Consider the following 12283-nt stretch of genomic DNA (forward strand, 5'->3'; position numbering starts at 1 on the left):
CGTTTTTTGTTTCTATATCTTTGACAAATCTTTACAACTTAGCTGTGCCATTTTAGGAGCTAGGCGATATGATGGTAATAGGTATATCTAATTTGTAAGGGAAAACATGCGAATTCAATCTATTGATGTTTTACGGGGCATGGCCATTTTAGGCATCTTGCTTATGAATATTTACTTTCATGGCATTATGAGTATGGGCTATGTGCCTTTTGACATCACTCCTCAAAGCGATATTTGGGTCGACACCTTCAATGCTATTTTTGCGGATGGGCGCTTTAGAACGCTGTTCTGTATTTTATTTGGTGCTGGTTTAGCCATTCAAATGAAAAGCTGCGAAAAGAAAGGGTTTAATTATCAAGACTTCCTAAAATCTCGACTTAATTGGTTGATGATTTTCGGTATCATTCACGGTGTATTTATTTTTGGTGGTGATATTTTATTTCTGTATGCAGTATGTGCATTGGTAATCATTAAAAAGCTCACGTTACCTACCCGAGAGCTGTTTGTAAAAGCCAAAAAATGGCTGATTATTGGTACAGTTATAAGCGCACTATTTAGTGTACTAGCTGCTCTTGCCGCAGGTTTAGAGCCTGAGGTGGTACGTGGTTCTGACGCGTTCTTGGAGGAGTATAACAACTGGATGGGTAATTATGGTTATCAAGTAACAATACAGGCCATATTTGCAGCATTTTTAGTGATAAGCTCTCCATTGTGGGTATTTTGGCAAGTCGCTGGTTTAATGCTTTTGGGCGTTTACTTCTATCGCATCGGCTTTTTCAAGCGAGGTTTAACTACAAGCCAATTTAAAACCTTTGCATTGGCTGCAGCAGCTTTAACCGGTTTAGATATTTTTATGCGTTTGAGCTTCTTTAGTGTAGGTAATGAAATAAGCTCTTTGCTGGCGAGCATCTCAGCTATTTTTATGTCAATTCTATATATTCATGGTGTGATCTATTTACTTAAAAACAACCACCGTTGGATAGAAATCTTCAAAGCACCGGGACGCATGGCATTCACGCTTTATATTATGCAATCGGTTGTTTTAGCGGTTCTACTTCGTTGGGTTTTCCCTGAGGTTCACTTAACTGCGTCGATGATTGATTACTTGGCAATGGCTGTAGGGATGATCCTTTTCCAGCTTGTTTTTGCCAATTGGTATCTTAGTCAATTCAAACAAGGTCCGCTTGAAGCCTTGTGGCGAAAAGCTTACTTGGCAAGCTTTGCAAAGAAGCAAGCTAAGTTGCAGCCAGCAGAAAGTTAATTACATTAACTGGGCTGGCTTGGCAAAGGCTAGCCCATTATTTTGTTTCATTTAAGCTTTGGTTAATACCAACCTTCAAAATAGATCTCTCAATTAAGAGGGTTGCAATAAATATCTGTTACATACTTCTCCATGGCAATTTCTGGGTTGGCTAATCCATTAAACCCAAATTGCTGATACAGACTATGGGCGTCTTTAGTGGCTAAAGTAAAACGTCTTAACCCTTGCAGCTCAGGGTGAGTCATTACTGCATCGATCAGCTTCTTACCTAATCCTTGACCGCGATAAGGCTCAAGTACAAACACATCCAACAAGTTGGCAAAAGTGGCCTGATCAGTGACTACGCGACAAAAAGCCAGTAATTGCTTGCCATCAACTAGCGCAAAACACATAGAATGATCGAGCGCTTTTCTTAGCCGTATCTCGTCTATGCCTTTACTCCAATAGCTACGCTCTGACAAAAAACTAAATACATCTTTAAATTGTAATGGGGTCAATTGGTGAACTAATTGCATCATCGTCTCCTATGCAATAAAGATTAGGGGTAAACAGCCAAGTAATAAAATGGCCATGATCAGATTAAATCGTTTTAGACTCTGAGGTGATTGCAAGTACTTGCTGATGTACTTACCTGTTGTTACCCAAAATAACGCGCAGCAGATCCCGACAATATTAAAAATGATTAAGCCCATAATGGCAGAATGCCAATACAAGTCGCCGGGTAAGGTCAGTGCACTACATACTGAGATGATCATGGTCAGTGATTTAGGATTAACGATTTGAAACAGTGCCGCTTGTTTAATACTCATCGGCTCGACAAGCAGCGAATCTTGTTTTTTAAGCGTGCTGGTGCGAGCAATTTTTATTGCAAGATAAACGATATACAGCGATGCCACTACTTGCAAAGTGGCATGAAGTACAGGTAGAGCTAAGAACAAACTTCCTAAACCAAACAGCATAATGATATGGATTGCGGTCATGCCGACGCGAATACCAATGACATGATTAAGTGAGCGCTTAACACCAAAGTTAGCGCCAGAATAAGTCAGTAGAATGTTGTTAGGCCCCGGTGTAAAAGCAGCGGCGAAACAAAATAAAATAAGGGCAGGTATTAAAGTAAGCAACTCGGTACTCATAGTAAAACACTCCTTAAAATTGTATTGATACAATTAATTATTTTGTACTTACCTTATTAATTGTCATAATGGTTAAAAAGCGGCAATGATTTTATTGTTATGAATACAATTTGGCAGCCAGATCTAAATAGGTTTAATACACTTTCACAAGCTCACCCTAAGTACCGCGCTTTGGCACAGTTAATAGAGGAGGCGATCGCTGAAGAAGCACTGGTCTTTGGTGAGAAGTTACCGCCACAACGACAGCTCGCTGATTTTTTGTCGATCACCCATGGTACGGTGACACGAGCCTATGCTTTGTTAGAGCAAAGAGCGGTGGTGACTGCTCGTCTTGGCGCGGGCACTTTTGTTGCGGTCAAAGAGCAGGTCAGTGAGTTTGCCTCTGAAACAGATTTTGCTTCGAGCATGCAACCCATGATGGGGCAGCAGCAAGTGTTGGCTAAAGCCATGCAATCTTTGGCCAATGAGCCAGTAGAGTTAGAGCAGTTAATGACTTACAAGCTTAACGGCTTGCCACATCATCAGCGCTTTTTTAAAAGTTGGTTGCAGCAAAAAGGCCTTGAGTGTCAGCAACATGAGGTGATTTTTTGCCAAGGTGCGCAGCAGGGTATCTACGCAAGTTTAGCGTCTGTGTGTCAGCCCAATGATTTTGTGGTGCATGAAAGCCTTTGTTATCCCGGTTTTTATCACGCCTGTGACGCACTTAATTTAAATACCTTGGGTATTGCTGTAAAAGAGGACGGCTTAGATTTAGAAACACTCGAGCAGGCGTGTAAAACTCATTCGGTCAAAGCCATTTACATTACCCCAAATTGCCAAAACCCCACCAATGTGCGCTATAGCGATGAGAAGTTACAGCAACTGCTAGCACTGAGTCGCCGCTACAACTTTTTTATTTTAGAAGATGATGTGAATTACTGCTTGCCAGGTAATTGGCGTTTACCACTTTGGCAGCAAGCACCTGATAGAGTGTTTTATATTGCGAGTTTTTCTAAGTATTTTGCAGGCGGCTTGCGAGCCGGCTATGTGCTGGCACCAGTGCTTTGGCAGCAAACCTTATTAAAACAAATTCACAGCCAGTGCTGGGCGGTGTCTATGATGAACTTCGAGCTTTTGATGCGATCTCTAAAAAGCAAAGAGTTTGCTTATAACCAAGATAAACTGGCCGAAGAAATTCGCTATCGTATCACTACGCTCAAAGCGGTTTTCGAGAAGCATCATATGACGGCGGTATTTGCTGGGCTCAATGTATTTATTCCATTGGCAAGTGAATTGAATATGCACGTTTTGGCGGGGCAATTAAAAGCCAACAAAGTCGAAGTTCGTACATTAGATGTGTTTGAAAACCCTAAACAGCCATCAGATAATACTTTAAATGGTTTACGTTTTACCCTCGGTGGGCCAAGTAGTCGTGCTGAATTTGATTTGGGTGTAAAACGGGTTGATAACGTTTTCGAACAACTGAAGCGCCCATCAAATATTGTGATTTAAGTGAATTACCTGAGCTTTGGATAATAAATCTATCTCCAGCGGCTACTTTCAGCGCTCACAGCGTTGAATTTACTTACAATAGGCCAGCTATTGATGCGTAAATTCGCCTTGTTATCGCTAAAAGTCTCCGGCTGCAGACTTGAAAAAGTACTTATCATTTCAATATCAATACTTTAGTAAATCTCTTAACCAAAGCTCAGGTTAAATTAAATGAGCAAAAACTGTGTGTTTTGCTCGTTTGGATGATTGCTAGATTAAGCGTTTTTAACCGCAGCAACCACAGATACTTCAACAAGTAACTCAGGGCGCGCCATCGCAGCTTCAACACATGCACGAGCAGGAGCGTGGCCTTCAGGTACCCATGCATCCCATACTTCATTCATTTCAGCGAAATATTGCATGTCTTTGATGTACACTGTAGCACTTAACATATGTTCGCGATCAGAGCCTGCTTCTAGAAGTAGGGCATCGACCTTGTCTAGCATGGTTTGCGTTTGCTCTTTAATACCTTGTGTGGCATCAGCACACACTTGGCCGCATAGATAAACTGTATTGTTGTGAACCACAATACGGCTCATACGTTGTTTTGTGTGTTTGCGCTCAATTGTCATGACAATTCTCTTTTATCGATTATTTTGATGCTGCAAGTGTACAAACTATTGCAGTAAAAAGCAGTCTATACGGCCAAAAAACTTTAGTTAATCTGAGTTCATGTTAACTAAAGTTTAAGTCAAGTTTTTCAACTGCTGCACGAAGACTAATAGGCTTACTCCTTCAATCACATCAAACTGCATAAATGCCATCAGTGAATGGATAAACACTAGGTTACGCATGTATGGTTGTTGGTTTTCTAGTAAAGACCTTGCAACGACAAGGGCTTGCTCAGCGCCTTGTTGATGATAAGTATTCATTATGGTGACGGCGTGTTCTTCAGGTGTGATCTCACGTGCTTTTGGTTTGTAGCCTAATTGCTTAATCGTAGCTTCTGCCATAGTCCAAACAGACCAAGGGTTTTGTCCTGTAATTAAGTTGCCATCGACTTCAACATTGTCAAGGTACATAGCGCCTTCGCTGAATTTTGCGCCTTGCTCGGTTAGTGTATCTTGTAGCAATTGGCCAAAGACTTCTGGGGCATTTGGAATAAGCAGTAATTCTTCATCATTGGTAAAGGCAGTGATGGCTTTATTGGCAACAATATAATCGCCTTGAGTATTCTTCGCGCCTATTAGGGCTGCAGGTCCATGGCAAACTGCGGCAACGGCTTTGTTATTATTGTAAAAATGCTCAACAAGACGAGTGATATCTGGGTTACCAATAAAATCGAACATGGTGCCCTTACCGCCAACAAAATACACTGCTTGATAATCATCGGGGTTTACTTCACTGAGTTTAAAGGTGTGCTCAAGCTTTTTACTTGCCGCTGCATCGTTTAAAAACGCATAGTCGTATTGATTCATATCGTCGCCATCCAGCACTTGCGGTGGCTTTCCTCCCTGCGGGCTGGCGATATCGACACTAAAGCCATTAGCTTCAAACACATAATATGCTCGTGACAACTCAGTCAATTCATAGCCTACCTTTTTGCCAGTATTTCCTAGTTCACTGTGGCTGGTAACCACCGCTAATATTTTGCCTCTGTGCTCAGGCACATTCTCTGTAATGTAAGGCAGGTCTGCTCTCTGAGTATTTTTGAAATCATGCTTAAAAGCGTCTCTGTCTATTAGGCTGTATGCCCAGTATCCGGCTGCTACAAGAACTAAAACCACAGTCAATAAACTTACAAGTATTTTCTTAACCATATCAATTGCTCCTTTAATGAGATGCAATGAGCTTATTGGCTAAGGTGTGAAAACGATGTGAAAGTGATTTTCACATTACCTTCACGGTGTGACATGGCATACTCGAGGTATCGCATTAGGTTGAAAAGAATAAGAATGGATTGGGTATGACATCTGCATTATCAATTTTAGTGGTCGAGGATGAAACAGATATTGCTGCCAATATAGGGGATTACTTGGAGGCACAAGGTCATGAAGTGGATTTTGCTTATAGTGGCACGCAAGGGCTTGAGCTTGCGCTGAATAGTTATTTTGATGTCATCGTATTAGATGTCATGTTACCCGGTCTCGACGGCTTACAGATTTGCCTGCAGTTAAGGACACAAAGTACTCGTCATATTCCTATTATTATGTTGACAGCACGGGACACACTAGATGATAAGCTCATTGGCTTTAAGCAAGGAGCTGACGATTATCTGACAAAACCATTCGCACTGGCAGAGCTATTGGTGCGCATTGAAGCGTTATCAATACGACATCGGGTAGCGACAGATCATGTACTCGAAATTGGCGAACTGAAAATAAACCGACAGACTCAAACCGTTAAACGTGCGCAGAGTGTCATCCCCTTATCGAATTTACATTATCAAATCTTGCTGGCCATTGCGGAGTCTCACCCTAAACCTTTAAGTCGCAGCGACCTGATGACAAAGGTATGGGGGGCTGAGCCCCCTGAGTCAGACGCGCTTCGCTCGCATATTTATCAAATTCGTAAGCAACTCGATAAGCCGTTTACTTATGATATGTTGGCGACTTTACACGGTGTTGGCTTTGCTTTTAAGGTAGAAAGTTAATGTTTCGCACCATAAAAAGCCGCTTTGTTGCCTATTTTGGGCTATTTACCCTGATCAATTCAGGCCTGTTTGTTGGTATGAGCTTTATTTTTATGTTCACGGTAGAAGATGTATTTATTCACCGTGAAGTTATGGATGAGCGACAGCGTCTAGAGCAAAGCCACGAGGCAACAGGGCAGTACAGTTCACCCAGCAAAAGCTATTTTAGGGTTTATAAGCATCAAGAAGCATTGCCCGAAAAGATCCAACGCTCTCTTGAGCAATATCCAAAAGAGAAAGAGATCTTTGGCGATAATGGTCTGCACTACCATATTGAACGATTAAAGTTTGATGATGCGCTGTTGGTGTCAGAAGTGAGTAAGTTATTGGTTGTGAGGGGCTTTACTCAGCCTGCACTTATTGTGTTAGGCGTCATGGCGGCAATTATGTTGCTGTTCAGTGCATTATTGGCATATTTCTTCTCTAGGCGGGCTTTAAAACCACTTACCGAGCTTAGTGAATTGCTCAACTCATGCGACCCCGAGCACCTTCCGAAAGGCTTTGCAGCACCATTTGCAAATAACGAACTCGGGGCTTTTGCTAATAGTTTAGAAAAGGCCCTCAATGAGGTGTCTGAGTTTGTCGAGCGAGAGCTACAGTTTACTCGTGATGCCAGTCATGAGCTAAGAACCCCGATCACCAGTATTTTAGGTGCATGCGAGCTTTTAAAGGCTGACAAGCAACTAACAACCCAACAGCAGGCCGTATTTATGCGTATTCACCATGCTGCTGAGAATATGCAAAAGACGGTAGAGAGTTTATTACTTGTTGCACGGGGCGAAACACAACTCGCTAAACAGCCAGTATTTGTTGAGCCGCTCATTGAGCAAAGCATTTTAAATTACGCTGAGCAAATCAGTGCAAAGCAACTCGAAATTGAATGTGAGGTAGAGCCGGGTTCAACATTAAATGCAGACTCACAAAGCTTGCAGATTATCATCGAAAATTTGGTGCAAAATGCGGTGCGCTATACAGAGCAAGGCGGGATAAATATTCACGCCCGAAACGGTGTGTTTGAAATCAAAGACAGTGGCTGTGGCTTTGATTTTCAACACGCTAAACAACAAGGTGTAAAAGCTAAAAATAGCAGTGGGTTTGGCATAGGCCTGTCTTTGGTAGAGCGCTTATGTGGCGTAAACGGATTGAATTTGACCGTTGAGTCTTCCGCAGAGGGAAGTTGTGTGGTTTTAAAAGTTGCGGTTCAATAATTAATAGGCTTCGACACAAATGGCTCTTTGTAATGAATTTAGACGAAGTTTGCCAATATACACCTGCTTTATGATAACCATATAGATTTGAAAGCTAAGCTTCCAGTATGGTTCAGTGTACCGGCCTCTTTTATCATATCGGCAAGAGCAAAAATATCAGCTAGCAATGTTTGGTAGTTGTAAAGAATGGTATTTTTTTTGTTGCTTAGTTCTTTTGGATTGAGGTTTTGTAATGGCGTGTAAATGAATCAAATATTTAATAGTTTTTTCTTATCAGTTTTGTAGTTTGCATAGTCTAGACTATCTCTGTTTGCTGGCTGTTTTGCTCATTGTATGATTTTTTTACTACTGTTTTTCCTCTTATTTTCTTCAATTTCTGCATATGCGTCAGAGCATTTCAGTGACCATGAAACTTATTGTTTGGAAAATGAAGAGCTTGCTTGTTTGGCTTTATTAAAAAAGCAAACGGAATCTGTTCCTCTTTATTCAAATACTTGGTTTAAGCTTGTTTCTTATAAGCTTGACTATTATTACGACAAACGTGAGTTCAAAAAATTAGAAAAAATAATTACTCCGCTTCTGGAAATTGAAGAGGCACCTGATGTATTTGAACTTCAGTTAAGTTATTACTATTCAAAAACATTGGCTTATTTTGGAAAGAAAGAGCAAGCAAAATATTATGCTCAATTGGCTATTTCTAAATTAGAAAAAATCTACCACATATTTGAAGATCCGATGCGTATGGTAGAAATAGCAAATATGGAATATGTGTTTGGTGATAGACAAAAAGCATATCAATTATTGTTGTTGGCAGAAAACAAGTTTGGCAAACGTGGTGATCCTGTATTTCACCTTGAATTACACACAAACAAAGGTCACATCTTTTTTACTTGGAAAAATTACGAGCGAGCGGCTAGGTTCTACAAACAAGCACTTCATTGGATTAAAGACACTGAGCATGATGCTAAAAAAGTGATTGCTTATTCCAACTTAGCTAGAACTTACCAATTAATGGAGAAGCATAAACAAGCACTTGAGCATTTTAGACATACTGAAGAGCTTTTATTAAAACAGAATAATCCGCGATTGTTGGCGGTAATACTTATTCGCACAGCAGAAGTGTACGAAAAGTTAAATGAGTTAGATAAATTGAGACAACTTATGTCAAGAATCAACTTGAGTGATCTTTCTCATGGCTATCACGAAACTTATAAAAGGCTCGATAACCTTACAACCTCAAAGTCAAAACCTTCAAAGGCTAACTCTTTACAGCTTAATTAAACAGCAGCCAGTTTATTCAAGTCTTAACTTCATAAACCGCTTACCATAAAACCATACAGGTTAGGAGCGGTTATGAACTTACAAACGAATGTGTTAATTATCGGTGCAGGCCATATGGGCTTAGTGCTTGGAAGTCGTTTAAAATTCTTAAACATTGATTATTTGATCCTTGATAAACACAAGCATGTTGGCGACCAGTGGAGGAAACGTTATCAGGGCTTAACCCTATTTACCCCTAATAAGTTAAATCGGCTCCCTGGTTTTTATATCCCTCATTCTCAAGGAGATTATTTAACTAAAGACGAGTTTGCTGATTATTTATCTGAGTTTGCCTTGCATCATCAGCTGGCAATTAAAACAAACTGTCATGTATTAAGGGTAACTCATGATGGAATAAATGAGTTTTCTGTTTTTACCGAGCATGGGGTGATTAAAGCGAAGCAAATTGTACTTGCCACAGGAGCCTTTAATACGCCCGTGAAACTTTCTAATAGAGATACTCAGTTTCTGCAGCTAGATTTAGAACAATTACAGAAAATGGACTTCAAAAATAAGCAAATCCTAGTAGTTGGGGATGGTGCTTCAGGTCGGCAAATTGCCAAAAAGCTCAACGATAAAAATAAGATTTATTTGGCACAAGGTAAAGAGCGAAATCTATTTCCTGAGCATATTCTGGGAATTAAAACATTTTCATTGCTGAAATGGTTTGGTCTTTTAAGGCTTCCTAAGAGCTTCAAAATTGCTCAGTTTTTAAAAAGTAGAGACCCTTTCCCAGATACGGATATTAATAACAAAGTACTTCTAGCTTTGGGAGTTGATTTAAAATCTAGAGTCGTTTCAGTTGGTGATGAGTGTATTACTTTTGATAATGGAGAAAAGCTTGCGCCAGACATTTTGATTAGCGCGATTGGCTATAAAGATGGCTTTCGCTTTATTGATATTCCTCAGTTATATAAAGACAATAATGAGTTTGATATAAGCGCAGCTGAAATGATGGGAATTTTTCAAATAGGGCGGCCTTGGCAACATAATCGCGCCAGTGGTTTGATCTGTGGTGCTGAGTTTGAAGTTGAAAATGTATTAGAAAAACTAAATCGATCCTAAAGCGATTTAGCTTTCTCTTTCTCGCCTAGTTATCTTCAAGTTTTCCTTGCCTCAAAATAAAAAGTTTATTTATGAGCGTTGGTTTAAGAAATAAAAAACCCGCAACATGTGCGGGTTTTTTTATATCTGTGCTATTAAGCAGTGAAGCTTACTGGGCGACGCTCTTTGCGTTCTCCACGCTCGCCGTCACGACGAGGCTTACGGTCGCCACCACGGTTATCACGGAAGCTACGCTTACCTTCACCACGGTTACCACGATCGTTACGCTCACCACGGAAGCCGCGCTCTTGACCACCACCTGCTTGATCAGCTGGATGTGTGCTCTTAGTCATGTTCATAGGACGCTTACAGATAAATACGTTCTTGAAATGACCTAATACGTCAGCTGGCATATCTTTCGGAAGCTGAACGGTACTGTGTTCGTTGAATAAACGAATATCACCGATGAACTTGCTTGAGATATCAGCTTCATTCGCAATTGCACCAACGATGTTCTTAACTTGTACACCGTGATCACGACCAACATCGATACGGTATGTATCCATAGGTGTTTGGCTGCTGTTGCGATTGCCACGGTCACCGCGCTCACGACCACGACGCTCACCACCACGTTCATTACGCTGACCATCACGGCCACGGCGATCATCACGTTCACGACGTTCACGCTTAATTTCTTCAACTTTTAACGGTGAAGATTCTTGTGCAAGCGCTAGTAACGCACCCGCTAAGTCTTCAGGGCTTAGTTCAAGCTTTTGAGCAAGATCTACAGCAACTTCATTAAAGAAAGTAATGTCTTTGTGCTCTAGTGCATTAGTAAGCTTAGCTTGTAATGCTGCGATACGTTTTTGCTCAACTGTTTTCGCATCTGGTAATTCAACTTCTGCAATCTCAGACTTAGTGTGACGCATGATGTTACGTAGTAAGTAACGCTCATTGCCTTTCACGAATAGGATTGCTTTACCAGTACGACCAGCACGACCAGTACGACCAATACGGTGAACGTATGCTTCGCTGTCTTGCGGGATATCGTAGTTAATAACTAAGCTTAAACGCTCAACGTCAAGACCACGAGCTGCAACATCAGTTGCGATTACGATGTCTACTAAGCCGCTTTTTAAACGGTCAACAGTACGTTCACGTGCCTGTTGGTTCATGTCACCATTTAATGGTGCAGCAGAGAAACCTTCACGCTCAAGTAGTTCTGCAAGTTGAACTGTATCATTACGAGTACGTACGAATACGATTGCGCCATCGTAATCTTCAGCTTCTAGGAAGCGAACGATTGCTTTGTTCTTATGAACAGTAGAGCGCCAGAATACTTGTTCAACTGTTGATACAGTTGAGTTACGTGCTGCGATTCGAACTTGCTCAGCGTTGTCTAAGTACTTAGTACAAATAGACTGAATTTGCTTAGGCATAGTTGCTGAGAACAAACAAGTTTGCTTGTCTTCAGGCGTTTTTTCCATGATGTTTTCAACATCTTCAATGAAGCCCATACGAAGCATTTCGTCAGCTTCATCTAGAACTAGTGCATTAAGCTGCGATAAATCAATCGTTTTACGGTTGATGTGGTCGATAAGACGACCCGGTGTCGCAACAATAATTTGTGCACCGCGGCGTAAAGCACTTAGCTGAATGCCGTAGCTTTGACCACCGTAAAGCGCTAGTACTTCAACGCCTTTAGTGTATTTAGCATATTGTTCAAATGCTTCTGCTACCTGAATAGCAAGTTCGCGTGTTGGTGTTAACACCAAAATTTGTGGCTGCTTCGTAGCCGGGTCAATATTGTTTAATAATGGTAATGCAAATGCTGCTGTTTTACCTGTACCCGTCTGCGCTAGTCCCAGTACGTCCTTTCTTTCTAGCAATAACGGTATACATTGAGCTTGGATCTCAGATGGTGTCTTATATCCTTGCTCTTCGACTGCTTTTAAAATTGCAGGTGAAAGATCTAAAGATTCAAACGTGACTGGTTCTGACATTAATGCGCCTCAACGAATTTAAAGAGGCGCGCATTGTATAGGAAAAGCCCAGCAATTGCTTGTATAAATTAGAACTAATTTATATGTGACTGATGTTGTACGAAATTTAATCAGTGTGTTTTGTGCAAATTTACAGCAAAGTAACAAAT

11 protein-coding genes are annotated in these 12283 nt (G+C 40.9%); 6 read left to right on the forward strand and 5 right to left on the reverse strand.

What is annotated here, in order from left to right:
* The first annotated feature begins 106 nt into the window (after nucleotides 1–106).
* Nucleotides 107–1261, forward strand: coding sequence for a DUF418 domain-containing protein (locus tag PP2015_RS04235; RefSeq protein ID WP_058029094.1), 1155 nt, complete (start codon nucleotides 107–109; stop codon nucleotides 1259–1261).
* Nucleotides 1262–1350: 89 nt separating this feature from the next.
* On the opposite strand, the gene PP2015_RS04240 is transcribed toward PP2015_RS04235, so the two are convergent.
* Nucleotides 1351–1779, reverse strand: a complete 429-nt coding sequence (locus PP2015_RS04240; RefSeq protein ID WP_319593337.1) for a GNAT family N-acetyltransferase — start codon at nucleotides 1777–1779, stop codon at nucleotides 1351–1353.
* 6 nt (nucleotides 1780–1785) lie between these two features.
* Complete coding sequence (locus tag PP2015_RS04245; RefSeq protein WP_058029096.1) at nucleotides 1786–2397, reverse strand: LysE family translocator; 612 nt, start codon at nucleotides 2395–2397, stop codon at nucleotides 1786–1788.
* Nucleotides 2398–2496: 99 nt separating this feature from the next.
* Here PP2015_RS04245 and PP2015_RS04250 point away from each other — a divergent pair, with 99 nt between their 5' ends.
* The gene (locus PP2015_RS04250) at nucleotides 2497–3888 is read left to right on the forward strand and encodes an aminotransferase-like domain-containing protein (RefSeq protein ID WP_058029097.1); all 1392 of its coding nucleotides are present in this window, start codon (nucleotides 2497–2499) and stop codon (nucleotides 3886–3888) included.
* Between the two features lie 254 nt (nucleotides 3889–4142).
* Here PP2015_RS04250 and PP2015_RS04255 read toward each other — a convergent pair whose 3' ends face one another.
* Together PP2015_RS04255 and PP2015_RS04260 are read right to left on the reverse strand one after the other, a co-directional pair.
* Nucleotides 4143–4499 (reverse strand): RidA family protein, encoded by a 357-nt coding sequence (locus PP2015_RS04255; protein WP_058029098.1) that lies wholly within the window; start codon nucleotides 4497–4499, stop codon nucleotides 4143–4145.
* A 114-nt stretch (nucleotides 4500–4613) separates the two neighbouring features.
* Complete coding sequence (locus PP2015_RS04260) at nucleotides 4614–5687, reverse strand: type 1 glutamine amidotransferase domain-containing protein (protein WP_058029099.1); 1074 nt, start codon at nucleotides 5685–5687, stop codon at nucleotides 4614–4616.
* 146 nt (nucleotides 5688–5833) lie between these two features.
* Here PP2015_RS04260 and PP2015_RS04265 point away from each other — a divergent pair, with 146 nt between their 5' ends.
* The 4 genes from PP2015_RS04265 (at nucleotide 5834) to PP2015_RS04280 (ending at nucleotide 10152) form a co-directional block, all read left to right on the forward strand.
* A complete protein-coding gene (locus PP2015_RS04265) occupies nucleotides 5834–6520 on the forward strand; it encodes a response regulator transcription factor (RefSeq protein WP_058029100.1) in 687 nt (228 codons plus the stop codon).
* On the forward strand, nucleotides 6520–7767 hold the full coding sequence (locus PP2015_RS04270) for a sensor histidine kinase (protein WP_058029101.1): 1248 nt from the start codon (nucleotides 6520–6522) through the stop codon (nucleotides 7765–7767). The genes PP2015_RS04265 and PP2015_RS04270 overlap by 1 nt, the downstream gene beginning before the upstream one ends.
* Before the next feature lie 420 nt (nucleotides 7768–8187).
* The gene (locus PP2015_RS04275) at nucleotides 8188–9048 is read left to right on the forward strand and encodes a tetratricopeptide repeat protein (protein ID WP_169792713.1); all 861 of its coding nucleotides are present in this window, start codon (nucleotides 8188–8190) and stop codon (nucleotides 9046–9048) included.
* A gap of 72 nt (nucleotides 9049–9120) precedes the next feature.
* Entirely contained in the window at nucleotides 9121–10152 is a 1032-nt protein-coding gene (locus PP2015_RS04280; RefSeq protein WP_058029103.1) for an NAD(P)-binding domain-containing protein, read from the forward strand.
* Between the two features lie 134 nt (nucleotides 10153–10286).
* Here the strand turns inward: PP2015_RS04280 and PP2015_RS04285 are convergent, their stop codons facing one another.
* Nucleotides 10287–12134: a DEAD/DEAH box helicase gene (locus tag PP2015_RS04285; RefSeq protein ID WP_058029104.1), complete on the reverse strand. Its 1848-nt coding sequence runs from the start codon at nucleotides 12132–12134 to the stop codon at nucleotides 10287–10289.
* Nucleotides 12135–12283: the final 149 nt, after the last annotated feature.

Origin of the sequence: Pseudoalteromonas phenolica (genome assembly GCF_001444405.1) — a bacterium.
GTDB lineage: Bacteria > Pseudomonadota > Gammaproteobacteria > Enterobacterales > Alteromonadaceae > Pseudoalteromonas > Pseudoalteromonas phenolica.

What these genes read in the sequence shown, in the direction of transcription:
- PP2015_RS04255 (WP_058029098.1), bottom strand. Translation starts at nt 4,499, where the DNA reads ATGACAATTGAGCGCAAACACACAAAACAACGTATGAGCCGTATTGTG.
- PP2015_RS04280 (WP_058029103.1), top strand. Translation starts at nt 9,121, where the DNA reads ATGAACTTACAAACGAATGTGTTAATTATCGGTGCAGGCCATATGGGC.
- PP2015_RS04260 (WP_058029099.1), bottom strand. Translation starts at nt 5,687, where the DNA reads ATGGTTAAGAAAATACTTGTAAGTTTATTGACTGTGGTTTTAGTTCTT.
- PP2015_RS04240 (WP_319593337.1), bottom strand. Translation starts at nt 1,779, where the DNA reads ATGATGCAATTAGTTCACCAATTGACCCCATTACAATTTAAAGATGTA.
- PP2015_RS04250 (WP_058029097.1), top strand. Translation starts at nt 2,497, where the DNA reads ATGAATACAATTTGGCAGCCAGATCTAAATAGGTTTAATACACTTTCA.
- PP2015_RS04285 (WP_058029104.1), bottom strand. Translation starts at nt 12,134, where the DNA reads ATGTCAGAACCAGTCACGTTTGAATCTTTAGATCTTTCACCTGCAATT.
- PP2015_RS04235 (WP_058029094.1), top strand. Translation starts at nt 107, where the DNA reads ATGCGAATTCAATCTATTGATGTTTTACGGGGCATGGCCATTTTAGGC.
- PP2015_RS04245 (WP_058029096.1), bottom strand. Translation starts at nt 2,397, where the DNA reads ATGAGTACCGAGTTGCTTACTTTAATACCTGCCCTTATTTTATTTTGT.
- PP2015_RS04270 (WP_058029101.1), top strand. Translation starts at nt 6,520, where the DNA reads ATGTTTCGCACCATAAAAAGCCGCTTTGTTGCCTATTTTGGGCTATTT.
- PP2015_RS04265 (WP_058029100.1), top strand. Translation starts at nt 5,834, where the DNA reads ATGACATCTGCATTATCAATTTTAGTGGTCGAGGATGAAACAGATATT.